The 25,525-nt window shown below is 34.6% G+C and carries 20 protein-coding genes, 2 tRNA genes and 1 rRNA gene; 9 read left to right on the top strand and 14 right to left on the bottom strand.

Features of this window, described 5'->3' with window-relative positions:
- Positions 1–13: 13 nt before the first annotated feature.
- The 7 genes from B8T70_RS15255 to dnaE all read right to left on the bottom strand — a co-directional run bounded on the left by B8T70_RS15255 (position 14) and on the right by dnaE (position 10,974).
- Positions 14–87, bottom strand: a tRNA-Asp gene (locus B8T70_RS15255).
- A gap of 755 nt (positions 88–842) precedes the next feature.
- Positions 843–916, bottom strand: a tRNA-Asp gene (locus B8T70_RS15250).
- 86 nt (positions 917–1,002) lie between these two features.
- Positions 1,003–1,941, bottom strand: coding sequence for a DUF58 domain-containing protein (locus B8T70_RS15245; RefSeq protein ID WP_039116824.1), 939 nt, complete (start codon positions 1,939–1,941; stop codon positions 1,003–1,005).
- Positions 1,942–1,949: 8 nt separating this feature from the next.
- Complete coding sequence (locus tag B8T70_RS15240; protein ID WP_086895381.1) at positions 1,950–4,514, bottom strand: M1 family aminopeptidase; 2,565 nt, start codon at positions 4,512–4,514, stop codon at positions 1,950–1,952.
- Positions 4,515–4,601: 87 nt separating this feature from the next.
- Positions 4,602–4,919 carry a thioredoxin gene (gene trxA / locus B8T70_RS15235; RefSeq protein ID WP_039113817.1) on the bottom strand — a complete coding sequence of 106 codons (318 nt, stop codon included), beginning with the start codon at positions 4,917–4,919 and terminating at the stop codon, positions 4,602–4,604.
- Between the two features lie 410 nt (positions 4,920–5,329).
- The gene (locus B8T70_RS15230; protein WP_086895380.1) at positions 5,330–6,253 is read right to left on the bottom strand and encodes an outer membrane beta-barrel protein; all 924 of its coding nucleotides are present in this window, start codon (positions 6,251–6,253) and stop codon (positions 5,330–5,332) included.
- A 179-nt stretch (positions 6,254–6,432) separates the two neighbouring features.
- Positions 6,433–10,974: a DNA polymerase III subunit alpha gene (gene dnaE / locus B8T70_RS15225; RefSeq protein ID WP_086895379.1), complete on the bottom strand. Its 4,542-nt coding sequence runs from the start codon at positions 10,972–10,974 to the stop codon at positions 6,433–6,435.
- A gap of 343 nt (positions 10,975–11,317) precedes the next feature.
- Between dnaE and B8T70_RS15220 the strand changes: the two genes are divergently transcribed.
- Positions 11,318–11,737, top strand: a complete 420-nt coding sequence (locus B8T70_RS15220) for a T9SS type A sorting domain-containing protein (RefSeq protein ID WP_086895378.1) — start codon at positions 11,318–11,320, stop codon at positions 11,735–11,737.
- A gap of 2 nt (positions 11,738–11,739) precedes the next feature.
- Entirely contained in the window at positions 11,740–12,510 is a 771-nt protein-coding gene (locus B8T70_RS15215) for an outer membrane beta-barrel protein (protein ID WP_086895377.1), read from the top strand.
- Between the two features lie 108 nt (positions 12,511–12,618).
- Here B8T70_RS15215 and B8T70_RS15210 read toward each other — a convergent pair whose 3' ends face one another.
- Complete coding sequence (locus B8T70_RS15210; RefSeq protein ID WP_086895376.1) at positions 12,619–13,038, bottom strand: DUF417 family protein; 420 nt, start codon at positions 13,036–13,038, stop codon at positions 12,619–12,621.
- Between the two features lie 552 nt (positions 13,039–13,590).
- Here B8T70_RS15210 and leuC point away from each other — a divergent pair.
- The 5 genes from leuC to leuB all read left to right on the top strand — a co-directional run bounded on the left by leuC (position 13,591) and on the right by leuB (position 19,352).
- Positions 13,591–14,985, top strand: a complete 1,395-nt coding sequence (leuC, locus tag B8T70_RS15205; RefSeq protein ID WP_039113811.1) for a 3-isopropylmalate dehydratase large subunit — start codon at positions 13,591–13,593, stop codon at positions 14,983–14,985.
- A gap of 111 nt (positions 14,986–15,096) precedes the next feature.
- Positions 15,097–15,693, top strand: coding sequence for a 3-isopropylmalate dehydratase small subunit (gene leuD, locus B8T70_RS15200; protein ID WP_086895375.1), 597 nt, complete (start codon positions 15,097–15,099; stop codon positions 15,691–15,693).
- Positions 15,694–15,827: 134 nt separating this feature from the next.
- Entirely contained in the window at positions 15,828–16,616 is a 789-nt protein-coding gene (locus B8T70_RS15195; RefSeq protein ID WP_039116818.1) for a methyltransferase domain-containing protein, read from the top strand.
- 42 nt (positions 16,617–16,658) lie between these two features.
- Positions 16,659–18,179 carry an alpha-isopropylmalate synthase regulatory domain-containing protein gene (locus B8T70_RS15190; RefSeq protein WP_039116817.1) on the top strand — a complete coding sequence of 507 codons (1,521 nt, stop codon included), beginning with the start codon at positions 16,659–16,661 and terminating at the stop codon, positions 18,177–18,179.
- Between the two features lie 111 nt (positions 18,180–18,290).
- Positions 18,291–19,352: a 3-isopropylmalate dehydrogenase gene (leuB, locus tag B8T70_RS15185; RefSeq protein ID WP_039113805.1), complete on the top strand. Its 1,062-nt coding sequence runs from the start codon at positions 18,291–18,293 to the stop codon at positions 19,350–19,352.
- A 116-nt stretch (positions 19,353–19,468) separates the two neighbouring features.
- Here the strand turns inward: leuB and B8T70_RS15180 are convergent, their stop codons facing one another.
- Together B8T70_RS15180 and B8T70_RS15175 are read right to left on the bottom strand one after the other, a co-directional pair.
- Positions 19,469–19,831 carry an RNA-binding protein gene (locus B8T70_RS15180; protein WP_039113804.1) on the bottom strand — a complete coding sequence of 121 codons (363 nt, stop codon included), beginning with the start codon at positions 19,829–19,831 and terminating at the stop codon, positions 19,469–19,471.
- A 140-nt stretch (positions 19,832–19,971) separates the two neighbouring features.
- Positions 19,972–20,460 (bottom strand): DUF6252 family protein, encoded by a 489-nt coding sequence (locus B8T70_RS15175; protein ID WP_039113802.1) that lies wholly within the window; start codon positions 20,458–20,460, stop codon positions 19,972–19,974.
- 197 nt (positions 20,461–20,657) lie between these two features.
- On the opposite strand from B8T70_RS15175, the gene B8T70_RS15170 reads away from it, so the two are divergent.
- On the top strand, positions 20,658–21,221 hold the full coding sequence (locus B8T70_RS15170; protein ID WP_039113801.1) for a 30S ribosomal protein S16: 564 nt from the start codon (positions 20,658–20,660) through the stop codon (positions 21,219–21,221).
- A gap of 15 nt (positions 21,222–21,236) precedes the next feature.
- Positions 21,237–21,761, top strand: coding sequence for a ribosome maturation factor RimM (gene rimM, locus B8T70_RS15165; protein ID WP_039113800.1), 525 nt, complete (start codon positions 21,237–21,239; stop codon positions 21,759–21,761).
- Position 21,762: 1 nt separating this feature from the next.
- Here the strand turns inward: rimM and B8T70_RS15160 are convergent, their stop codons facing one another.
- From B8T70_RS15160 to rrf, 4 genes are all read right to left on the bottom strand, one after another.
- Positions 21,763–22,662, bottom strand: a complete 900-nt coding sequence (locus tag B8T70_RS15160; protein WP_086895374.1) for an SDR family oxidoreductase — start codon at positions 22,660–22,662, stop codon at positions 21,763–21,765.
- A gap of 542 nt (positions 22,663–23,204) precedes the next feature.
- The gene (locus B8T70_RS15155; protein WP_242667492.1) at positions 23,205–24,386 is read right to left on the bottom strand and encodes an MFS transporter; all 1,182 of its coding nucleotides are present in this window, start codon (positions 24,384–24,386) and stop codon (positions 23,205–23,207) included.
- Positions 24,387–24,411: 25 nt separating this feature from the next.
- Positions 24,412–24,969 (bottom strand): TetR/AcrR family transcriptional regulator, encoded by a 558-nt coding sequence (locus B8T70_RS15150; RefSeq protein ID WP_086895373.1) that lies wholly within the window; start codon positions 24,967–24,969, stop codon positions 24,412–24,414.
- 419 nt (positions 24,970–25,388) lie between these two features.
- Positions 25,389–25,498: ribosomal RNA gene (gene rrf / locus B8T70_RS15145) — 5S ribosomal RNA — on the bottom strand.
- Between the last annotated feature and the right edge of the window lie 27 nt (positions 25,499–25,525).

Genomic DNA, 25,525 nt, shown 5'->3' with positions numbered 1-25,525 from the left:
TTTTCCAATATTGCGGTCTGGACGGGACTCGAACCCGCGACCCCATGCGTGACAGGCATGTATTCTAACCAACTGAACTACCAAACCAACTCGCTTTATTGTGGGGCAAAAGTACAACAGAAGTTGTGATTCTACAAGCTTTTTTCGTGTTTTTTAAACAAAAAAAATCGTTATTTTTTTAATCCATTGATTTCTATTAAAGTAGAAAATACTATTTTCCCATCATATAAATAATATCAGGGCAGATATCCTCTTTTTAACGCATAATTGGAATAAACGTATTTGAAATTTGGACTTCATTACCTATTTAACCGCAAAGATTACAAAGTTAAAAAACGCAAAGTCCGCAAAGCTTAATTAAAACTTTGCGGACTTTGTGTAAATCTTAATGTTCTTTGCGGTAATCTTTTTTTTCGTAACCTCCAACTTTTGCACTCAATTCCTAATTTAACCGCAAAGACTGCAAAGTTAAAAAACGCAAAGTCCGCAAAGCTTAATTAAAACTTTGCGGACTTTGTGTAAATCTTAATATTCTTTGTGGTTAAATTATTGCCACACGAACACTCATCCATCTTAAACAAAAAATCCACAGAACTTAATAAATCAAGCTTTGCGGACTTCGCGTAAATCTTAGCGTCCTTTGTGGTTAATTTTTTCGGGTTAATCTCCCAAACCAAAAAGGTCTTAAATCAAAAAAGCCATCCACAAAAGTGGAAAGCTTTTCATTGGTCTAACTACTAAACCCGGTCAGCTTACAAGGCCGACCAAACAACACAACTAATCTTAGATACCGTATTTGGGCAAAAAAGCCTTTCTATAAAGAAAGGCTTTTCCCAATATTGCGGTCTGGACGGGACTCGAACCCGCGACCCCATGCGTGACAGGCATGTATTCTAACCAACTGAACTACCAAACCTCTGCGTTATTGCGGTTGCAAAGATAGTATAGAATTTCGTTTCTGCAAGCCTTTTTGTGAAAAATTTTAATTTATTTTTTTACTCATTATCCAAAGTTTTGTTTTTCAACCAAATAAGTAGTTAATATTTTTTCAAAATTATCACCCACTGCGACCGGAACATACTTAATTCTGTTCTGAGCACAAGTTAAAGCCAGTCTCTTAAAATAACTTTCAACCTCTTTTTCATATTCTATTTTCACATTATCAGCAAAAACAGCCACTTCTTCACCAGTTTCCAGGTCAATAAATTTGCGTGGCGCATTATCAAAGTCAAATTTCACTTCTGTTTCCTTATCTATTACATGAAACAAAACCACTTTATGCTTATTATGTTTAAGATGTTGCAATGCATTAAACAATAATTCCTCTCCCGACGCATCGCCACTAGACTGAAACATATCTGTAAATAGGACAATCATCGAACGTCTGTGGATTTTCTCCGCAATTTGATGCAAATACGTAACCGTATCTGTTTTTTTACTCGTCTTAGGTTTTTCCAGAAGTTCTTCCAGTTTATTAAGCAACATTCTATGATGACGATCACTCCCTTTTTCGGGTGCGTAATACTCATAACTATCCGAAAACACACTCAAGCCTACTGCATCACGTTGTTTCTTTAAAATATTCATTAAAACAGCCGATGCCAAAACCGAGAATCCTATTTTATTCTCATAAAAAGATTGATTTGCTTTTAAATCAGGATAATGCATCGATGCCGAGTTATCTATTATTAAATGACAACGCAAGTTTGTTTCTTCTTCAAATCGCTTTGCATACAAACGGTCTGTCTTGGCATACAATTTCCAGTCGATATGTTTTGTGCTTTCGCCAACATTATACACTTTATGCTCAGCAAATTCTGCCGAGAAACCGTGAAACGGACTTTTATGCATTCCCGAAATAAAACCTTCCACAACCTGATTAGCCAACATCTCAAGATGCTGAAAACTAGAAATTTTCTCTATTTGCGATTCAATCTTCATTCGATTTCTTATTTTATTTTTTGCGCTCGATACAAACTATCTGTCGATTGCAGCAACTTTCTCTTTAATATTGGACTAAAATTAGGATTTTCTTTTAAAAATCGCTGCACTTCATCAAAAGCATATTTCGACGAATATTTCCCAATAGTATTATTCAACCAGTCTTTTGGAAAGAAAATATCTCCTGTTCGCTGAATCTCACTCACTAAATCCAATGAAAACCTAATATATTTCTGAGCACTTTCCTGACGTAACGGATGATGCACATTTGCCAAAGCAACCGAAACCCAAGATTCCTTCTCTCTGTTTTTCTCGTCTTTTAAAGACATCATAAAAGCTCCTCTAACAGAATCTTCTTTTGATAAAGACGGAAGCAAGAAATCAAATCGCTTTTGCTTATCTGGATTACTAATCTCTGCTCTTGTTTTACTTAAAATCTCATCCGCCTTTTGATGTTTAAATATAGCCAAATTCATAGCCATACTTGTATAATCATCTTCATTTAATTTTAAATTAGCAATTACCTCTTCTTTACTCCATATTCGGTATAATTTTTCCTTTCCTGTATCAGAATAAGCAATAGAGCTAAACAAACCAAACAACGTCTTTTTAATATTTTTTGGCAAATCCTTTTGTAAACGACTATAAACAATCTCCTCAAGTTTTTGCTGATTTATACTTTGTTGCTTATCTCCAAGAAATTTCCAAAAAACAGTATTTAATTGACTTGATAATATCTTAATAACCAATTCATTTTGCTCCACTTTAATTCCTTCCAAACAAGCATCAAAAGTCTTTGCAGGAGCAACCGTACCCGCTAACATATTTTCATAAAGGTTAATATAACTATATGCTCTTGCTACCTCATCGTTTATTGTTGTATAATCCAGATTATTTACATCTACAGGAAAAACGCCATAACCCAACCCATTATAATTGTATATAATTGTCATTGGCTTAGCCAAACCTAAAATACCATCTACCTTTGTTATTTTATCCTTTACAGCTACTTTAACCACCTTAACACCATCAGGATAAACCAATCCTATATCAAAAAGCTGCGGCCAAAGATTATTCGATTTATCCTCTGCCTGTTGATTAATTTCAAAACGTTGTATACGATTTCCAGAATCATACTCAATATACGCTGTAAGAATAGGCCTTCCGGATTTATTAACCCAAACATCACTCCATTTCTTAATGTCCAATGGAGATTCAGCATCCAGAATTTCGACTAAATCCTCCCAATTAGCATTATCATTAGCATATTTCTCAATATACTTCTGTATACCTTTCTTAAAAGCCTCTTCACCCATCGAAGCTTCTAATTGACGCATCATAATTGGCGCTTTATTATAAATGATACTTCCGTAAAGCGATCCTGCGTTTTTAAGATTTGCTAATTTTTGCTTAATCGGATGTGTTCCCGCAGACCTATCTTCGTCATACGCACTAGGATAATGAGCTGTTAAAAACTGTAAACCATGATTTACCTTCGGAAAAATTGGATTCATGATTTTGTCAGCCATAAAATTTGCAAAAACCTCTTTCATCCATACATCATCAAACCATTTCATAGTCACCAAATCACCAAACCACATATGAGCAGTTTCGTGAGCAATAAGCTTAGCTCTATTCAATTTCTCGCTATCAGTAGCGCTATTATCCAAGAACAAAGAAGACTCTTTATACTGAATAGCTCCCACATGCTCCATTCCTCCATATTGAAATACAGGAATCGAGGCAAAATCCAACTTCTGAAAAGGAAACGGATATTGTGTATATTGCTCCAAGAAACCTAATGATTGCTGATGTAAATTAAAAATAGTATCTGTACTTGCTTTTATTTTATCGGGATTATTTTCCCTGTATAACATTGTCATCGACCTATTACCACGAGGGTTTTCGGTGACTTTTTTAAATTGACCAGCCACAAACGAAAACAAATAAGTACTCATTTTGTCTGATTTCCCAAACTTATAAGTAACCGTTTCTTCCTTATCAAACTTCTCTTCTACACTCGCACCAGCAAGAACAGCCCAATCTTTTGGCACAGTAAGACTAAGCACATAAGTTGCTTTAATATCTGGCTGATCAAAACAAGGAAACAACGTACTAGCTCTATCAGGAACTAACAGCGTATAAAGAAAATCATCATTCCTGTTCAACGATATATCTCCAGCTATAAATGAAATTTCGACTTTATTGTTACCTTTCACTATGCTCTTTTCAGAAATAACGATATGTTCTTTCTCATGCACAATAGCAACATTTTTGCCGTTTACAAGAATCGATTTTAGGTTCTGCGATTTTTCGTTAAAATCCAAATACAAAGGGCGACTTAAATCCAACAATTTAAACTCTACAGCAAGACCCGAAACAATCTGCTGGTCTTTTTTATCAGGAATTGCAAACGATAATTCATACGTTACATCCGAGATTTGTTGTTTTCGGAAAATCGCCAATTCCTCAGAAACTCCTTTTTCCAATATAAACTCTTTCTTTTTTACAGATTGAGACCAACAAATACTAGTTAGAACAAAGAAACCAAGGAAGCAGTAAATAATTTTCATTTTAGGAATAGGTATTGATATTCGTTAAAAATAAAAAAAGGTTTGACTTTCGCCAAACCTTTCTATATAAATTATAATCGGATTCGATTACAACAATGCGTCTAAACTATCTGCGTAAGTTTGTTTCGGAGCAACTCCTACTTGTTTACCTACTACTTCACCGTTATGAAAAACCAAAACAGTTGGAATATTACGTACACCGTATTTTGCAGCAAATTCTTGATTTGCATCTACGTCTACTTTTCCTACTACTACTTTTCCAGCATATTCAGTGCTTAATTCGTCAATGATTGGTCCAACCATTCTACAAGGCCCACACCATGCTGCCCAAAAGTCAACCATAACTGGTTTATCTGATTTCAAAACTACTTCATCAAAAGTAGCGTCTGTTATTGCTAATGCCATTTTCTTTTTTGTTTAAAGTTTAACCCTCAGACTTCGCTTCGGGGGACAATTTTTAATGAGTTTCAAACTCGAGTACAAATTTAGAAATTTAAAATCAATTCACCTCAATTTACAAATTAGTTTTCATTATAAACGCATTACAAATTTCTATACTTCTATCGTTATTTAAGCAATTTCAGGAGCTTTATCCTGCTATCAGCTATATCTTTTACGGCTTAAAGAAAGCCTTAAAAGGATACCGCTTCTATCAGGGCTAACACCCTAGCAATCCACAAGAGTCTTTTCTACTTTATCACACTTTAACTCAACACCAAAAAGCTAAAACACAATAGATTCCTAATCAGAATTAAAACAAAAAAGAGGATATTCTTTCGAACATCCTCTTTTCTAAAACTATTAAAGTAATTATATTACAAACTATATTTAAGACCTAAAGTAAGACCTAAACCTGAAATACCAACGTAAGAACTTAATTCATCCATTGCTTGTGTTTTATCAACACCATTAGGATTTGTCAAAGCATTATTAGAAGTTGTATTTAAAGAATTTCTGTAATTTGTATGTATTTGAGAAGTCGATCTAGTCGCCAAAGCATCATTACCATTAACAGTAAATTCAGTCGTTTCTTTAGTTTTTCCGTGTACAGTAAAGTTACGGTATTCTAATTCAGCAAAAACCGAAATGTTTTTTCCTAATTTATATGATGTTCCTAAAGCAGCAACAAAACCAACTGTTGGATTTGGTTTTACTTTATCAACGCTACGAACTTCTCCAAAAGCAGCTGGAACTCCCGCTGGAGTAAAAGCAATCGGCGCGTATGCATCAGTAGTGATTTCCAAATCTCCATGAATAGGAACTAAAACTCCAACTTTTGTATACGGCTCAAAACCTTTGTGCTCTCCTAAAAATAACACTAATGCTGGTGCTAAATCAAAAGCAGTAATTTGACCTACTGATTTAAAACTATACACTCCAGCTGGCGTAATAGGCACATCTGATCTGGTTTGCGCCATTGTTTTATCATTACTAGTGTAATAATTAACCCCTAACTCAACCCCTAAACGAGCATTAAATCTATAACCCGCAGTAACACCAGTTCTAAAACCTTCACCAAAAGAACCTGTAACACTTTCTTCAGAAACTAACTTACCCCCAACGTAAGTTCTATCCAAAGGAAGATTTCCTCCTACTGTAGGAAACTCAGTTGCGGCAGTTTGCAAGAAATATGACCCGCCTAATTTAAAATACCAGCTTTCTGGTTTTTGTGTTTCAGTTTGAGCTACCATAGTCATAGAACAAACCATTAATCCTAATAAAAAAAGGTTCTTTTTCATAATTTTTTTCTTAAATAATTTATACAAACATAAAATAATTTAACAGAATGTTCTCTTTATGCATTGGGGCAATAGGAGCGCAATCGTTGTAATTCAACACAATGATACTAAAAAAATAGTATGCATGCATAATTTTAACGTTAAAAAAACACATTATTCAAAATTTTAACTGTTAAAATTTAATTCAGCTTAAAATTTATCTGCATTTTCTCTAATTCTTGCAATAACTCGGTCGAAATCTTAATTTTTAACCTTCTACTCGGCATAGTCAGCTTAGTAACCACACTTATTTCTTCCACCTCAGTAACCTCAGGTGTTTTTGTAGCAGCAACTTCATCAGTATCATTTTCATCGTTTTCATCAACAAAAACAGCATCTTCAGTTTCTTCAAACTCATTATTCGTTTCAACCTGAACCAAGCGCTTTACTTTTTCTAATTCCATGATTTCAAAAGTTACCTGATTATCGCCTTTATTCTCACTAAACAAATGACTCAACCTATGAATAAAGTCTTCATGTAAGTCTTTTATGTTCAACAATAAAATCAACTTTTTAGCAAAAGCTTCCAGAATATCCTGCAATTGTCTTATTTCAACAAATTGCATTCTTGGATCAGATTTTTTACCTGTATCATGATTTACCCATCCGTCTTTTATTAATATTTTCAGGAAGGCAAAATTATTCTGAATCAGGAAATGACGGAATTTCAGGTATTCTTCACCAAAAATCTTAAACTCATAACTTTCATCATATCCTTCCAAATTAAATACCGCCCAGCCTTTTCCATTTTTTGCCACACGGTGTTGCACGTTATTTATAATTCCTGCAAAATTTAGATTTTTACCCACATATTCATTCATACTTTTCAGCGATTCTAATCTCGCATTACAAAAGTATTTCATCTCAAATCTAAAATCATCAAGAGGATGTCCAGAGATATAAATCCCAACAACTTCTTTCTCCTTAGCCAGTTTTTCCATCGTACTCCAGTCTTCACAAGGAGGTACAACAGGCTCGGCAATTTGTACCTCGCTTGTTTCTCCAAACAAACTCACTTGCGATGAATTTTCGTTTTCCTGAAACTTGGATCCATAACGAATTGCCTTTTCATAAAAAGTAATTCCGTCTCCATCATCATGAAAATATTGTGCTCTTGTAGTTCCTTCAAACGAATCAAAACCACCAGCCAAAGCCAGATTTTCGATTGCTTTTTTATTCGCAGCACGCAAATCTATTCGTTTAGCCAAATCAAAAATCGATTTATATCTACCGTCTTTTCTACTTTCTACAATTGTTGCCACTGCTCCAGAACCTACTCCTTTGATAGCTCCCATTCCAAAACGCACAGCATATTCATCATTTACAGTAAACTTATAAAACGACTCGTTTACATCTGGTCCTAAAACCTGTAATCCCATTCGTTTACATTCTTCCATAAAAAACGAAACCTGCTTAATGTCGTTCATATTATTAGAAAGTACCGCAGCCATATATTCAGCAGGATAATGCGCTTTTAAGTATGCCGTTTGGTAAGCAATCCAGGCATAACAAGTCGAGTGCGATTTATTAAAGGCGTAACTCGCAAATGCTTCCCAGTCTTTCCAAATTTTCTCCAGAACTTTTGCATCATGACCTTTCTTAGCCGCTTGTTCTACGAACTTAGGCTTCATTTTATCCAGTACATCTTTTTGTTTCTTACCCATCGCCTTACGCAAAACGTCGGCCTCACCTTTTGTAAAGTCAGCCAGCGATTGCGACAAAAGCATTACCTGCTCTTGGTAAACCGTAATTCCGTAGGTTTCTCCCAAATATTCCTCACAGGCATCTAAATCGTATTTGATTTCTTCTTCGCCATTTTTTCTTCTTACGAAAGAAGGAATATACTCTAATGGTCCCGGACGATACAAAGCATTCATGGCAATTAAATCTCCAAAAACCGTAGGCTTCAGATCCTTCATGTATTTCTGCATTCCGGGTGACTCATATTGGAAGATTCCAACTGTTTCTCCTCTCTGGAAAAGTGCATAAGTTTCAACATCATCAATCGGAAACGTATCGGGATCCAAATCAATTCCGTTTCTATATTTTACCAGTTTAACGGTATCTTTTATCAAGGTAAGGGTCTTCAGACCCAAGAAGTCCATCTTTAGCAATCCTGCACTTTCTGCAACCGAGTTATCAAACTGTGTTACATATAAATCAGAATCTTTTGCTGTGGTAACGGGAACGAAATTCGTAATATCCGATGGCGTAATAATTACACCACAAGCGTGAATTCCGGTATTTCGCATCGATCCTTCAAGGATTTTTGCTTGTTGAATTGTTTCACCAGCCAAATCATCTTCATTGGCAATAGCAATTAACTCTTTTACATTCTCAAATTCGTCCGAACGAAGTGCTTTTTTAACTTCCTCCTCACTTTCAGAAATAAAACGCGCTAAATTCCATTTAGACGGCATCATACCCGGAATCAGTTTTGCAATTCTATCGGCCTCAAACAATGGCAAATCCAGTACACGAGCCGTATCACGAATCGCCGATTTCGTTGCCATTTTACCATACGTAATAATTTGCGCAACCTGATTCTGTCCGTATTTATTAATTACATAATCCATAACACGACCACGACCCTCATCATCAAAATCGATATCAATATCGGGCATGGATACACGATCCGGATTAAGGAAACGCTCAAAAAGCAAATCATACTTAATCGGGTCAATATTCGTAATTCCTAAACAATACGCTACTGCAGATCCAGCAGCCGATCCACGACCAGGTCCTACCGAAACGTCCATATTTCTGGCTTCGGCAATAAAATCCTGAACAATCAAGAAATAACCAGGATAACCAGAATTCGAAATCGTTAATAACTCAAAGTCTAAACGTTCCTGAATAGATTCTGTAATTTCTCCATATCTCTTTTTTGCACCAACCATAGTAAGGTGACGCAAATATTTATTTTCACCTCGAACTCCACCATCAGCTTCATCCTCGACAACTACAAACTCCTCCGGAATATCAAATTTAGGAAGCAATACATCACGATAAAGCGAATAAATCTCAACCTTATCTACAATTTCCTGAATATTGATAATCGCTTCTGGTAAATCTGCAAAGAGTTTTTTCATCTCATCAGGCGACTTATAATAGTACTCCTGATTTGGTAATCCGTAACGATATCCACGACCACGACCAATTGGCGTAGCTTGTTTTTCACCATCTTTTACACACAATAAAATATCGTGTGCATTGGCATCTTCTTTATTTAAATAATAAGTATTATTAGTCGCAATTAATTTGACATTGTGTTTTTTAGAAAACTCAATCAGCGTTTTATTCACACGATTTTCATCTTCCTGATTGTGGCGCATGACTTCAAGATAAAAGTCATCTCCAAATTGTTCTTTCCACCAAATCAAAGCTTCCTCAGCTTGGTTTTCACCAACATTCAGAATTTTACTTTGGATCTCTCCGTATAAATTCCCAGATAAAACCATGATATCTTCTTTGTATTTTTCAACAATAGCACGGTCAATTCTGGGAACATAATAAAACCCATTCGTAAAGGCAATCGATGACATTTTTGCCAAATTGTGATACCCTTTTTTATTTTTGGCTAATAATACAACCTGATTTCCGTTGTCTTTCTTGGTTTTATCTAAGTGGTTATCACAAACATTAAACTCACAACCCACGATTGGTTTTATCTCAGTTTCTGTTGGTTCTTCACCAGCCTCAACCAAAGCTTTATTTTTTCCAGAAGCAGCTTTATTATGATTCATAACGGCGCTCACAAAATGAAAAGCTCCCATCATGTTTCCTGTATCGGTCATAGCAACTGCCGGCATTCCGTTTTTGGCTGTAGCCGAAACAATATTACCAATCCCAATAGTCGATTGCAAAACCGAAAACTGCGTATGGTTGTGTAAATGCGAATATTTTGCCGCTTTAAAATCTTCTCTGTCAGAATGAGAAACCGTAGTTTCATTACCAACAGATTCCAGAGCTTTTAATTGCTCTCTGATTTTATCAGAAGCTGCTTTTAAATTGATGTGTTTTAAACCAATTAACGGAAATTCCTGAGGATTCCTATTCTGAAATTCCTTGAAATAATCCTTCGGAACATCCAGTTCTTCTTTGGTAAAAACCTCTCTTCTTATTAACTCCAAAAAACAACGCGTAGTTGCCTCAACATCAGCAGTTGCGTTGTGCGCTTCTGCGAAAGGTTTTTCAAAAAGATAACTATGTAATTCTGTTAACGTTGGTAACTTAAATCTTCCTCCACGACCTCCCGGAAGCTTTAATAATGAAGCAGTAACCTCAGTACAAGTATCCAAAACTGGCATAGAACTCATTGGAGATTCCACGCCCATTCTATGAAACTCGGCTCCCATAATATTAACGTCAAAACCTAAATTCTGACCTACAATAAATTTAGTTTTACTTAATGCAATATTAAATTTCTCCAGAACTTCTGCCAATGTGATTCCATCGGCTTCAGCCAACTCTGTAGAAATTCCGTGAATACGCTCGGCATCATACGGAATATTAAATCCTTCAGGTTTTACCAAGTAATCCTGATGTTCGATTAATTGCCCCATTTCGTCATGAAGCTGCCAAGCGATCTGAATACAGCGAGGCCAGTTATCAGAATCGGTTATTGGAGCATCCCAACGTTTTGGTAATCCAGTAGTTTCGGTATCGAATATTAAATACATAGTTTTCTTTAAAAGACAATTTTTAAAATTCCAAATTCCAATTATCTCTATTCTAAATCCCTGATAACAAGAACTAAATAAAATCGCTGGATGGAAAATGGAGGAACTACAAATTTAGTCTTTTTTTGAGCTATTAAAAAAGGAAGTTATCAACAAGGGAGAGCAAAATGACAACTTAAAAATAAAAATATACATCGCAACCAAAACAGATTTTTCTGTCCAAAACAGATAATATAGTATTGAAGTAGAGTAAGAAAATACAACAAAAAGAATGTAGCACAAGTTACTTTTGAAGCCTTTAAACTCTAAAAGAAATTAATTTATATGAAAAAACTTTAGTTTTATGTTTTATGGAAGCATAAGAGTTACTCCGCCTATAATGGCGCATCCTACCGTGTCAAGAAACGTTAATGTTACTGTCACTTATGCTAACTCCTGTACTGGAGCTATAGCTAGTGAAATATACTCCTTAGACACACCAACTCCTTGTTTTGAAGCAAGATTAGCTCCAGAAAGTGAGATTTCAGAAATTATAATTTCACCAAATCCTACAAACGGAAATATTACAATAAAACTTCCAGAAATACTTTCTAGCAATTATCAGATTTTTAATCAAAATCAGAAATTAGTTCAAGAATCTAAATTCTACAATCAAGATGAATTGCAAATTGAGCTTTCAAGCAAACTAAAAGGAGGGATTTATATTTTAAAAGTAATAACTGAAAAGAATGTCTTAACGGGCAAAATAATTTTAAACAATTAAACATGAAAAACTTAGTAATTGCCATGATCTTGAGTATTTCCTTTGCGGGAAATGCTCAAGATATAACTGATTGGCAAGTTGGAATAAATTTGAATCCTTTCTTTTTCACTAGAATAAATTCAAACTTCCTTTATAATAAAGACAAACAAGATTTGCCAAATGGTTTTGGTTTTGGACTCACAATCGAAAAAAACTGGAATGACAGTTGGGGTGTAAAAACTGGGTTTGAATATTCGAAACAAAACGAAAAATACTTTTTTGATGTCGTTGGAGACAATACAAGTATAAAATCAAGTTTTGAGTATTATAAAACTCCCATAACTGTTCAATATTATTATCACTTAAAAGAGAAATTATTTTTAACATTTAATCAAGGAATACAGTTTTCTTTTCTGAAATATTATAAAACAATTGCAGAAGATGAATATGAAATAAGAACACATACTTCAGATTATGGTGAATATATTTCTTATCAACATCCAGAAAGAAATCAATATTATAGTGACGAAGGAAAAATGCACAAAAAAACTTTATTTGGTATAATTGGTTCAATTGGTTTAAAAGGTTTTCTGTCAGATAAAATTTCCTATTCTACAAATTTAAGATATGAATATGATTTCACTTCTGCAGATAATTTCCCTTACTATTCAGACACACCTGATTGGAATGATTCTAAAAAAACTACACATAATTTACGAATTGGGTTAGAATTGGGTCTGCAATATCATTTTTCAATAAATGATCGCTTTGATAAAAGCCCACATCGATTGTAAGGATTGGTAGCTATAATAATCAATCCAAATTATTAAAACTCGTTATGTTTTTGATAATTTGGATTAATTATTTCTTTTATATTGAATGGTAGGTAAAATTTCTTTTATTTACTCCTTGCTTTTCGCATACACCATCAAAGAAATTGCCAAATATGGAATGTCTTTTAAAATAAAAAAATCTGTTACAAGAAACCCCTCCACACTTCTAAAAACACCTGGAGTTGTAATTAGGAAACTTAAAGTTGTAATAAATATAACAGCCGAAGCTGCTCCTGCGTAGATTCCGATTTTTCTATAAAATAAAGAAAACAATAGTCCAACCCCAGTAAAGACTTCAAAAACTCCAATAACATTAGAAACAACTTGCACCGACATTACTTTGTACATCCAACTCATTGCAAAATGATTTTCGACTAAGCCTTTTATTGCTCCAGCTTCGGCAGCTGTAAACTTAAAAAGTCCAACCCAAACTAAAATAATTACGGTTCCAATAACTCCAATTCTGTAAGCAATTTGATTTAAATTCATGACATTATTTTTTTAAAATTAGAATTTTCAATATTAGTAATCCTTTTAAAAAGTAATTGTCAGCTACCCGTCATAATCACTCAAATTGATTTTAACTTCATTCTAAAAAACAAAAAATACATTTTTTGGATGTCGTAAAATGCAATTAAAAAAACAGCTTTATATAGAATAGTTTTAACCGAATAAAACATCCAATTACTTCATTTTTAAACTGCTTTAATCAAAAGAAAGAATTATAATTTACTACTATTTTTCCACATTTTGTTATATTATTTATTACAAAACCGCTTTAAACACAGCTAAATAGCAATAAATCCACAAATTAGCAACCTCTACAACAATCAAAAGCAACCTAATTAAAAAGAGAAAGAGAAAAGCAAAGAAAAATTTAACACCTTAACGAATATCAAACAAAGCGAACGAGTTTATAATTTGTATTTAAGTTTGGGTATCGTATATAATCGAATATGCCAATTTTCGCTTTTGATTCTTTTTCTAATTTTGTTATCCTCTTATGATTACATGCAAATTACAATTAAAAAATAGTTAAAAATGAGTACTACATTATTCGACAAAGTATGGGATTCGCACGTTGTGCGTAAAATTGAAGATGGACCCGATGTGTTTTTCATTGACCGTCATTTTATTCATGAAGTTACAAGTCCTGTTGCTTTTTTAGGATTAAAATCCAGAGGCATTTCGGTTTTATACCCAGAACGCACTTTTGCAACTGCCGATCACAACACACCAACTATAAATCAGCATTTACCTGTTGAAGATGCTTTATCTGCTAATCAGCTAAAAGCATTAGAAGATAACGCAGCCGAATACGGAATTTCTCACTGGGGTTTAGGCCATAAAAAAAACGGAATCGTTCACGTTGTAGGTCCTGAAAACGGGATTACATTGCCTGGTGCAACTATAGTTTGTGGAGATTCACATACTTCTACTCATGGTGCTTTTGGAGCGATTGCATTTGGTATTGGAACTTCTGAGGTCGAAATGGTTTTATCTACTCAATGTATCATGCAACCAAAGCCAAAGAAAATGCGTATCAACGTAAATGGCGAATTAAGTAAAGGTGTAGGACCAAAAGATGTTGCTCTTTATATTATCGCTCAATTAACTACTTCTGGAGGTACCGGATATTTTGTTGAATATGCAGGAAATGTTTTTGAAAACATGACCATGGAAGGTCGTATGACTGTTTGTAATTTAAGTATCGAAATGGGTGCTCGTGGAGGAATGATTGCTCCAGACCAAAAAACATTCGATTTCCTTGAAGGAAGATTATATGCGCCAAAAGGTGAAGCTTGGGATAAAGCGGTTGCTTATTGGAAAACTTTAAAAACCGATGCTGATGCAGTTTTTGATGCTGAATTAAACATTAACGCAGCAGATATAGAACCGATGATTACTTATGGTACTAATCCAGGAATGGGAATTGGTATCTCTAAAAATATTCCGAACGCCAACCAAGTTGAAGGCGGTGAAGAAACCTATAAAAAATCTTTGGCTTACATGGGCTTTCAAGAAAATGATGTAATGATTGGAAAACCAATCGACTTTGTATTCTTAGGAAGTTGTACTAATGGTCGTATTGAAGATTTTAGAGCTTTTACAGAAATTGTAAAAGGACGCAAAAAAGCTGATAATGTAACTGCTTGGTTAGTTCCAGGATCTCATGTTGTTGAAGCACAAATTAAAGAAGAAGGTCTTTTAGAAATCTTAACCGAAGCAGGTTTTGTATTACGTCAGCCTGGTTGTTCTGCTTGTTTAGCTATGAACGATGATAAAGTTCCTGCTGGAAAATATGCAGTAAGTACATCTAATAGAAACTTTGAAGGTCGCCAAGGTCCTGGCTCAAGAACACTTTTGGCTAGTCCGATTATGGCAGCAGCAGCCGCCGTAACAGGAAAACTAACAGACCCTAGAGAGTTATTTTAATTCTCGCTATAAGCTTTAAGCAATAGGCTTCAAGCAAAAAATACAATAACATAATACACCCTGTAGGAAAAGCCTAAAGCTTATAGCCTACAGCCTAAAGCAGATATCAAAATGGCATACGATAAATTTAATATACTTACTAGTAGTGCAGTGCCGCTACCGATAGAAAACGTAGATACCGATCAAATCATCCCGGCTCGTTTCTTAAAAGCTACAAAACGTGAAGGTTTTGGAGACAATCTTTTTAGAGATTGGAGATATAATGGAGACGATTCTCCAAAAGCTGATTTCGTTTTAAACGATTCAACTTATACTGGAAAAATCTTAGTTGGAGGAAAAAACTTTGGTTCTGGATCTTCTAGAGAGCATGCTGCTTGGGCAGTTTATGATTACGGATTTAGAGCTGTAGTATCTAGTTTCTTTGCAGATATCTTTAAGGGGAACTGCTTAAATATCGGAGTTCTTCCTGTACAAGTTAGCCCTGAATTTGCTGATACTATTTTTAAAGCAATTGAAGCTGATCCAAAAACGGAATTAGAAATCAACTTACCAAATCAAACTATTACATTATTAGCAACTGGTCAATCAGAATCTTTTTCGATTAATGGATACAAAAAGAATAATATGATTAATGGCTTTGATGACATTGATTATTTACAAAACATCAAAGAAGATATTGTGACTTTTGCCGATAAACTTCCTTATTAATAAAATCTCGTTCGATCTACTAGACCCGACAGGTTTTCGAAACCTGTCGGGTCTTTCTAAATTAAATCGACCGAAAAAATATTTCAGAAAATAATCCAACATCGAAATAAGTTTTAAAAATAATCCTATTGTAAATGAAAGGCAATAAACATATTAAAAGGGACGAAAACGCGACAAAAATATTTGACGATAGAAGTTTATCAAAAGATTATCGAAATCTGATTCAGATTTTAAAACCCGGAATGACGATTTTAGATATTGGGTGCGGAACAGGTTCAATTTCAAAAGACATTGCAAATACTATTGGCCCTAACGGAAAGGTTATTGCAATTGACAATACAGAAATTTTCATAAAAAGCGGCAAAGAATCTTATCAATCAGTCTCTAATCTAGAATTAATTGCGGTTGATTTATTTGAATACAATCCAGACACAAAATTTGATTTAATCGTTTCTGCCAGAACATTACAATGGTTAAGCAATCCTAAAGAAGCTTTAATAAAAATGAAATCATTATTAAAGCCAAACGGTCAAATATCAATTCTGGATTATGATCACACTAATTTAATCTGGAATCCATTACCACCGGAAAGCATGCAGGAATTTTATAAAACTTTTTTGAAATGGCGGGCAGATGCCGGAATGAATAATAAGATAGGCGAAGATCTACCTCAATTATTAAAAGAAGCAGGTTTTCATTCTATCGAGAAAATAAATTCAGACGAAGCTTATCATAATGAAGATTCTGATTTTAAATCAAAAATAGGGATTTGGTCTAAAGTTGCAGGTTCCAGTCAAATGGTTGAGGAAGATTATTTAGATAACGAATTAAGATTAAAAACAATCGAAGAATACAATAACTGGATCGAAAATTCAGCTATTTCAATGACAATGAAGTTAAATGAAGTGAGAGGAAAATTATAACAACAACTATAATTTCACTTTAAAAGAAATACAGAAATCAATATGGAAAAAAGAAAAATTGAAATAATGGACACGACGCTCCGTGATGGCGAACAAACATCGGGAGTATCTTTTTCTGCAGCAGAAAAACTAACCATTGCACAATTACTATTAGAAGAATTAAATATTGATCGAATAGAAATTGCCTCTGCTCGCGTAAGCGAAGGAGAATTTCAGGCAGTAAAAAGTATAACATCTTGGGCAGAAGAAAGAGGTTACATTAAAAGAATTGAAGTATTATCTTTTGTAGATGGTGGCGTTTCTATCGAATGGATGAAAAAAGCTGGAGCTAAAGTTCAGAACTTATTAACCAAAGGTTCGATGAACCACCTTATACATCAGTTAAAAAAAACACCAGAACAACATTTTGCCGAAATTGCAACAAGTATTGCTTTAGCAAAAGAAAACGACATCGAAACAAATGTATATCTGGAAGATTGGAGCAACGGAATGCGAAATTCTCCCGAATATGTTTTTGATTTTCTGGCTTTTTTAGCAACACAACCCATCAAAAGAATTTTGCTTCCTGATACTTTAGGTGTATTGATTCCTGCTCAAACTTTCGAATTTATTTCAAAAATTACTGCAAAATATCCAAGTATCCATTTTGATTTTCATGCACATAATGATTATGATTTAAGTGTAGCCAATGTAATGGAAGCTGTAAAAGCAGGCATTAAAGGACTTCATGTTACTGTAAACGGAATGGGGGAACGTGCAGGAAATGCACCTCTCGAAAGTACTGTTGCCGTAATCAATGATTATTTACCAGAAGTAAGTATTAATATCAAGGAAACTTCTTTATACTCGGTGAGTAAATTGGTAGAAACCTTTACTGGCTACAGAATTCCTGCCAACAAGCCAATTGTTGGAGATAATGTTTTCACCCAAACTGCAGGAATTCATGCCGATGGTGACAATAAAAACAACTTATATTTTAGTGATTTACTTCCAGAACGTTTTGGAAGAAAACGCAAATACGCTCTCGGGAAAACCTCTGGAAAAGCCAACATTGAAAAGAATCTTCAGGAATTAGGATTAAAACTAAATCAAGAGGATTTAAAATTGGTTACTCAACGTATTATCGAATTAGGCGACAAAAAAGAAACCGTTACCAAAGAAGATTTACCATACATCATTTCTGACGTTTTAAACAGTCATACGTATCAAGATAAAATTACAATACAGTCTTACGTATTAATGCATTCAAAAGGGACACGTCCATCATCAACATTAAGCTTAAATCTTGACGGAGAAATCATAGAAGAACATGCACAAGGAGATGGTCAGTTTGATGCTTTTATGAATGCATTGACCAAAATCTACAAAAGCAAAAAAATGACTTTACCAAAGTTAATTGATTATGCGGTTCGAATCCCTCCAGGAAGTAGTTCTGACGCTTTATGCGAGACTATTATTACTTGGATTAATAACGGAAAAGAATTTAAAACAAGAGGACTAGATTCTGATCAGACAGTTGCCGCAATTATTGCCACACAAAAAATGCTGAATGTGATTCCTTAATATAGGTACAAAGACTCAGAATAACAAAGGTGCAAAGGTTTTTTCTTTGTTGCTTTAAACTTTGAGCCTTTGCCTCTTTGAACCTAAATAACAAACAAAATACTTAAAATAATGAAATTTAACATCGCCCTTTTAGCAGGAGACGGAATTGGCCCTGAGGTAATTAATGAAGCCGTAAAAGTATCTGATGCTATTGCAAAAAAATTCAATCACGAAATTAACTGGACACCTGCTCTTACAGGAGCTTGCGCTATTGATGCAGTTGGAGTTCCTTACCCTGATGAAACTCATGAAATTTGTATGGCTGCCGATGCAGTTTTATTTGGCGCAATCGGTCATCCAAAATACGATAATGATCCAAGTGCGCCTGTTCGACCTGAACAAGGGTTATTATTAATGCGTAAAAAATTAGGCTTATTTGCAAACGTACGCCCTACATTTACTTTCCCTTCATTAATAGATAATTCTCCTTTAAAAAGAGAAAGAATCGAAGGAACTGATTTGGTTTTCTTAAGAGAATTAACCGGTGGGATTTACTTTGGAGAAAAAGGAAGAAGAGACAATGGAGAAACTGCTTTTGACAATTGTGTTTACACAAGAGCAGAAGTACAACGTTTAGCTAAAAAAGGTTTTGAACTTGCAATGACACGTAGCAAAAAATTATGTTGCGTTGATAAAGCAAACGTTTTGGAAACTTCACGTTTATGGAGAGAAACGGTTCAGGCAATGGAAAAAGATTATCCGGAAGTCACGGTATCTTATGAATTTGTAGATGCTGTTGCGATGCGTTTGGTACAATGGCCAAACTCCTATGATGTATTAATCACGGAGAATTTATTTGGAGATATCTTAACCGATGAAGCTTCGGTAATTTCTGGCTCAATGGGATTAATGCCTTCTGCATCTGTTGGAGAACACACTTCATTATACGAGCCTATTCACGGGTCTTATCCGCAAGCAACAGGATTAAATATTGCAAATCCATTGGCAACTATTTTATCTGCTGCAATGATGTTTGAAGATGCTTTTGGACTAAAAGAGGAAGCCGAAGCAATTAGAGCTGTTGTAAATAAATCATTAGAACAAGGAATTGTCACTGAAGATTTAGCTCCAAAAGGAACCAAAGCATACAAAACCAGCGAAGTTGGTGATTGGTTGGTTGCTAATTTATAAAAAATATTAGACGCACTGCGGTGCGTCTCTACAATATGCGTCTCTACAGCAAAACATATACAAACAAAAAAGGTGTCAATAAATTGACACCTTTTTTTATATTGTAGAAAAAAATATTAATATCCTCCTCTGTTTCCACCTCCACGGTTGTCTCCACCACGGCTGTTTCCACCACCATAACCACCACGAGAATCATTTCCTCCACGGTTGTTATTAAAACTTCTTCTTTCGCCTTCTGGTTTTGGCTCAGATTTGTTTACAACAATTGCACGTCCTTGAACAGTAGCTCCGTTCAATTCGTCAATCGCTTTTTGAGCCTCATCATCATTTGTCATTTCAACAAAACCGAAACCTTTACTTCTTCCAGTAAATTTATCAGTAATGATTTTAACTGAATCAACTGCTCCGTAAGCCTCGAAAGACTCTCTTAAATCTGCTTCCTCAATACTGAATGGAAGGCTTCCAACAAAAATATTCATATGTACTTATTTATAATATGCAACAAATGTAATCTTATTTTTTTCTAATCTACTATAAATTAGCTTATTTATGTTTTTATTATCAATAAAAAAAGTAAGAAGAGTCGCAAATAGATTTTTTTTTCTTTCTTTAAAATTTTCTATTCCGATGTGTTAACCAACGTAATTGGCACTTTATAAAAAACTCCTTCTTTAAAGCGGACAGCTTTTTCGACCGACGCAACATCTTCATTATCTGGAGCAATAAATGCAAATGTACCCGAAACTGTATTTGTATCCTTATTATACTCCGTGATAATAATCTGACCACTTCCTATTCCTTTACCTGTTTTATACAAAGTTTCTTGCTTTGGCAATGAATTTATATATGTAGCAGTAGAAACATCATCGACTCCCAAAATATATGTTTTAACATTTACCGAAACTGTTTGTAAAACGACTTTTTCATCATTCAAACCTCCAGTTATTATAAGTACTCCGTTCTTATCAATAGTAGCACTATAAGTTGTAGTTCTCCAAAAAACATCGTTTTTCAAGAACTGAAAGGCAGGACTACTCGACACCACTTCTTCCTTATCACAGGCAATAAACAATAAAAGTAGAGGCAATAGAAAAAACCACTTTTTCATATTCAAATTAAATTTTGGCAAAATTATCAATTAAAAAACAAAATAATTAGATCTATCTCTTAAAAGAACCATAAAAAACTAGCAAATAAGGGCTTAAACATTAAATTGAAAAATAGAAATTGTAATTCAGAATAAAATTATATCTTTGCACCCTTAATTAATAGAGGTCGAGTACCTCAAAATTTAATCAAACGATTATGTCAGTAAAAATTAGATTACAAAGACACGGTAAAAAAGGAAAACCTTTTTACTGGGTTGTAGCTGCAGATGCACGCTCAAAAAGAGATGGTAAATACTTAGAGAAAATCGGTACTTACAATCCAAACACAAACCCAGCAACTATCGACTTAAACCTTGATAGTGCAGTTAAATGGTTACACAATGGTGCACAACCAACTGATACTGCTAAAGCAATTCTTTCTTACAAAGGAGCTTTGTTGAAACATCACCTTGAAGGTGGTATTCGCAAAGGTGCTTTAACTCAAGAACAAGCTGATGCAAAATTAGCTGCTTGGTTAGAAGCAAAAGCTGGAAAAGTTGACGCTAAGAAAGATGGTTTAACTAAAGCGCAAGCTGATGCTAAATCTAAAGCTTTTAAAGCTGAACAAGAAGTAAACGCAAAACGTTTAGCTGCTGCTGCAAAAGCTGAAGCTGACGCTATCGCTGCTGCTACTCCTGCTGTAGAAGAAGTTGCTGAAGTTGAAGCATCAACTGAAGAAGCTCCTGCTGCTGAAGAAAATAACGAAACAACTGAAGCATAATTATATTAAGCGAGAATGCGTAAAGAAGAATGTTTTTATTTAGGTAAAATCGCGAAAAAATTTAGTTTCAAAGGTGAAGTTCTGGCTTATTTAGACACGGACGAACCTGAGTTATACGAAAACTTGGAATCAGTGTTTGTCGAATGCGACAAACACTTGGTTCCTTTTTTTATTGAAAGTAGCTCAATACACAAAAACGATTTCTTAAGAATTCGTTTTGAAGACATGACTACTGAGGAAGATGCCGATGCCATTATGGGTAACGCTATTTATCTTCCTTTAAGCATGTTACCTAAACTTACTGGTAACAAATTTTATTTCCACGAAGTTATCGGTTTCGAAATAGAAGACCAACGCTTAGGCGTTTTCGGGAAAATAGTTTCTGTAAATGACTCTACTGCCCAACCTCTTTTTGAAGTTATTAATGGCGAAGTAGAAATGTTAATCCCTATGATTGACCATTTCTTAGTAAAAATTGACCGTGATAACAAAAAAGTTATCATGAATTTACCTGAAGGCTTGGTTGAAATGTACCTTTAGATTAGAAATTCCAATACTGAAAAGGAAAATTCCAAATCTGAAATTCCAAATTCCAAACTAGGAAGGAAAATTCCAATTTTTTAAATCCCAAATCCCAAGACTGAAAAGGAAAATTCCAAACTAGGAAGGGAAATTCCAATTTTTCAATAAATCCCTTTGGTAGTATACGGTTGGCATAAACCGAAATAATATTTGTAAAACCTGGAATAACTTCTGATTTTTTGTTGAACATGGCTTTTACAGCAATTTTTGCGACTTCATCAGCCTGCATATTAAACTTTTCGGCCATTTTGCTAAAAGCGTCTAAACCAGCTCTTGCAGCAAAACCAGTATCAACCGGGCCTGGACTAAAACAAGTTACTGAAATTGAAGTTTGAGCAAGTTCGAAACGCAAGGCACGCGTAAACGATAAAACAAAAGCCTTTGTAGCCGAATAAACAGCTAACGTAGGTACTGCCTGGTATGCAGCAGTACTCGATATATTTAAAATGTAGGCTTGTTTTTCTTGTGAAAGTATGGGGACTAATAAATGTGAAAGTTCTACAACTACATTCATGTTAAGTTGCATCATGCCAAGCTGATCGGTTAGAGAAGACTGACTAAAATCGCCCCACACACCATAACCTGCATTGTTAACTAAAAACCCTACTGGATAATTATTCATTTTAATCCAATCGGTTACTTTTAGCGATGCCCCATTTGTTGAAAGATCAATCGATAAAACAGGAGCATCAATACCGCATTTAATTTGAAGATCATCAGATAGTGCTTTTAATTCCTCGTCACTTCTTGCAACAAGCAATAGTGGACAACCCTGTTTCGCTAATTCATAAGCAATAGATTTTCCAATTCCTTTGCTGGCACCAGTTATTAAGGCATACGGTTTAGTTTTTTCGCTCATTTTATTAATTTAATGATCAAATATAAAGATTAATTGTAAACCGTTGGGCTTGCAACGTGCATAATGGTTATCCTCTGCCCTATCTTCTGGTACTGACTTATTGCACTCCGAATGCTTTAAGCAGGCAAGTTGTACCCCTAAACTAATTATCCAATACTAATTACTTATTTTATACTACCCTCTTTTGTCTTTTTAAAGGAGGGTGTAAAATGAATTTTAGGCTATCATGTAATTTTCAACATAAATAGAAATTCACAGAATATTATGGATTTACTTTCTGAATTTGAAAGCAGATAAAAAAACTACAATGCAAGCCTTTTTTATTTTATTGATCACGGATTTGAAGTAGAAGGAGAAAATTATTTAGTATTTACAGAATGCCACTTGGATCATGCGAATAATTATCATTGTAAACAAACTTGTATTCAATTGACAAATCTTTAAAGTATCTACAAATAAAAATCAATTATTGATGCTTGCAGAAAAAGTTTTAAAAGAAGTGGCGTAATTATAAATTAAAAAAAGTTAGTGGTAGAAAACTATTAACTTTTTCTGCAGACGTGTTTTTCAATTAATTTTTTTAACAACATCATCACTAAAGCTAGAGTACAGAATGCAAACATCACCCATGGCGTGCTCTGAACACCATAGTTATTAATAAAAAGTCCGCCAATTGCCGTACCAAAAGAAATACCCAGATTCCCAAAAGAGATGGCAAGACTATTAGCAAATTCAGGTGCTTCTGGTGCAGTCTCTATCATATAAGCCTGTGCAGTCAGAAAGCAGGGAGTTTGCAAGAATCCCCATACCGCAATTAGAAGCACTGTAGAAAAAGACATTGTTCCGGAGTAATAAATCGGAATGCAGATCATCAACAATCCGATTAGAAAAGCCGCTGTAGTTTTTGTAATATCTTTGGTTAATAGTTTTCCTGCAAGAAAGTTTCCAAGAACACCAGTAGATCCGAAAAGCAACAACATTAAACCAATTGTCTTGGGATTCATATGATTAACCTTGCTAAGGTAATCTGCAAAATAACTATAGGTTGAAAAGAGTCCCCCAATCATAAGAAATGAAAAGAAAGCGCTGACCAAAAATGTGGGTTTTGTCAATATTTTTAACTGGCTCCCATAGGATTTTTTCTCTTTTATGGGCATCGAAGGCAAAAGTATAATAATCGCTACAAGCACGACTAAACTAATGGATGCCTGAACCATAAATGATAATTGCCAATTGTCAAATAGCCCTGCAATATAGGTTGCGAAGGGAACCGTTGTAATTGTTGCGATACCTATACCTGCCATAACAATGGCCATCATTTGGTGTGCCACTTTTTTGTCTGCAGAACTAGTGGCTGCCGCAACAGCATTCGATACTAATACTGGGTGCAAAAAGGCTGGTAAGATCCTCACAACCATTAATAACCAAAAAGGCGGAGCAAAGGAAGATACAATACCGGTAAGTAAAAAGATCAGCATCGTCACAGCCATTAATGTTTTCCGATTAATTCCAGAAGTGAACATGGTCATGAACGGACCTGCAATAGCCACTGTTATGGCATAAGCACTTAGTAACAAGCCGGCTGTACTAATATTGATATGATAGTATGAGGCTATTTGGGGTAGAATGCCAATTACTCCAAATTCAGTCGTAATCATCCCAATAAGGCTCAAGGAGCCTATGTAAGCTATTTTTTTCTTAAACATAAAGTTGTAGTATTTCATGGAATGATTATTCCATTTTTGTAAATCACGATTTTACGGCATCCCATGCTGCCTGAATATAATTATCTATGGTTGTTTCCTGTAGATGTATGTATTTACTATGATGTAATTTGACAAGTGACACCAAAGATCCACTCGTAAACCCAATCCATTCTTTGATATCTCCTTCTTTTATTAATTGCTGTTTTTGCCCATCCAGATAGACTTGATCTAATTCCCTCACATATAATCCACCCTTATGTTTTGCAGCGGGATCTATAGTTGGCGAATAATAAAATTGCTCCAAAAACAAAAAATCCATGGGCTCCTGAATAAAATAATCAACCATTTTCCTCCATAAATGGATAAAACGTTGTTTAACAGAAAGTGTGATATCATATCCATCAATGATGATTTCAGATTCTTTTCCTTTAAGATGAAAGTAAAGTTCGTTTATCAATACCTCTTTAGTAGAAAAATAATTATAAATCGTTCCCATTCCTGTATCTGCTTCTTTAGCAATTTCAGACATTGGGGTATTGTCTATTCCTTTCGATACGATGAGTTTTAAGGTGGCAGCTAGTATTTTTTCTTTTTTTGTCATAACAATATAATGATATGACAAAGATATATAATTGGAATGAATATTCCAATTATATATCTTTACATGTATATGCTGCTGAGTCTACGATTTGTCGTTTTACTCATCGAGAATAATATTGTTGCTAATAGTAAGATTATAAAGCTGGAGAGCTCAAAAGAAAACTTAGCATATAAATCAATTTAGATTACAGTATCTCGTAAAGCTATTTTTAGCATAAATAATACTTCAGGTTTTAACCGCAGAGGGAGGAAAGAAAAAAGAAAAAAGAAAAAAACACAAAGGTTCGCAAAGCTATTGATTAAACTTTACGAACCTTTGTGTTTTCTTTTGCGAAACTTTGCGAAACAACTTTTTCACAAAATCCCAAAAAAATAAGCACAAAAAAAAATCCTCATCAAATAAATGATGAGGATTCTAAAGAAAGGCGACGACATACTCTCCCACATAACTGCAGTACCATCTGCGCAGGCGGGCTTAACTACTCTGTTCGGGATGGGAAGAGGTGAGCCCCGCCGCAATAACCACCTTAAGGTCGTTGTTACTTGAGGTAACTTTT

The organism is Flavobacterium sp. AJR, from assembly GCF_002156885.1.
In the GTDB taxonomy this organism is placed as follows: Bacteria; Bacteroidota; Bacteroidia; order Flavobacteriales; family Flavobacteriaceae; genus Flavobacterium.
Note: the sequence above shows the minus strand (reverse complement) of the source record. Positions and strands in the feature narration are given on the sequence as shown.

Bases quoted from the DNA above. Each gene is read 5' to 3' on its own strand.
- B8T70_RS15245 (WP_039116824.1), bottom strand. From the start codon at position 1,941: ATGAAGATTGAATCGCAAATAGAGAAAATTTCTAGTTTTCAGCATCTT.
- B8T70_RS15240 (WP_086895381.1), bottom strand. From the start codon at position 4,514: ATGAAAATTATTTACTGCTTCCTTGGTTTCTTTGTTCTAACTAGTATT.
- trxA (WP_039113817.1), bottom strand. From the start codon at position 4,919: ATGGCATTAGCAATAACAGACGCTACTTTTGATGAAGTAGTTTTGAAA.
- B8T70_RS15230 (WP_086895380.1), bottom strand. From the start codon at position 6,253: ATGAAAAAGAACCTTTTTTTATTAGGATTAATGGTTTGTTCTATGACT.
- dnaE (WP_086895379.1), bottom strand. From the start codon at position 10,974: ATGTATTTAATATTCGATACCGAAACTACTGGATTACCAAAACGTTGG.
- B8T70_RS15220 (WP_086895378.1), top strand. From the start codon at position 11,318: ATGTTTTATGGAAGCATAAGAGTTACTCCGCCTATAATGGCGCATCCT.
- B8T70_RS15215 (WP_086895377.1), top strand. From the start codon at position 11,740: ATGAAAAACTTAGTAATTGCCATGATCTTGAGTATTTCCTTTGCGGGA.
- B8T70_RS15210 (WP_086895376.1), bottom strand. From the start codon at position 13,038: ATGAATTTAAATCAAATTGCTTACAGAATTGGAGTTATTGGAACCGTA.
- leuC (WP_039113811.1), top strand. From the start codon at position 13,591: ATGAGTACTACATTATTCGACAAAGTATGGGATTCGCACGTTGTGCGT.
- leuD (WP_086895375.1), top strand. From the start codon at position 15,097: ATGGCATACGATAAATTTAATATACTTACTAGTAGTGCAGTGCCGCTA.
- B8T70_RS15195 (WP_039116818.1), top strand. From the start codon at position 15,828: ATGAAAGGCAATAAACATATTAAAAGGGACGAAAACGCGACAAAAATA.
- B8T70_RS15190 (WP_039116817.1), top strand. From the start codon at position 16,659: ATGGAAAAAAGAAAAATTGAAATAATGGACACGACGCTCCGTGATGGC.
- leuB (WP_039113805.1), top strand. From the start codon at position 18,291: ATGAAATTTAACATCGCCCTTTTAGCAGGAGACGGAATTGGCCCTGAG.
- B8T70_RS15180 (WP_039113804.1), bottom strand. From the start codon at position 19,831: ATGAATATTTTTGTTGGAAGCCTTCCATTCAGTATTGAGGAAGCAGAT.
- B8T70_RS15175 (WP_039113802.1), bottom strand. From the start codon at position 20,460: ATGAAAAAGTGGTTTTTTCTATTGCCTCTACTTTTATTGTTTATTGCC.
- B8T70_RS15170 (WP_039113801.1), top strand. From the start codon at position 20,658: ATGTCAGTAAAAATTAGATTACAAAGACACGGTAAAAAAGGAAAACCT.
- rimM (WP_039113800.1), top strand. From the start codon at position 21,237: ATGCGTAAAGAAGAATGTTTTTATTTAGGTAAAATCGCGAAAAAATTT.
- B8T70_RS15160 (WP_086895374.1), bottom strand. From the start codon at position 22,662: ATGAGCGAAAAAACTAAACCGTATGCCTTAATAACTGGTGCCAGCAAA.
- B8T70_RS15155 (WP_242667492.1), bottom strand. From the start codon at position 24,386: ATGAAATACTACAACTTTATGTTTAAGAAAAAAATAGCTTACATAGGC.
- B8T70_RS15150 (WP_086895373.1), bottom strand. From the start codon at position 24,969: ATGACAAAAAAAGAAAAAATACTAGCTGCCACCTTAAAACTCATCGTA.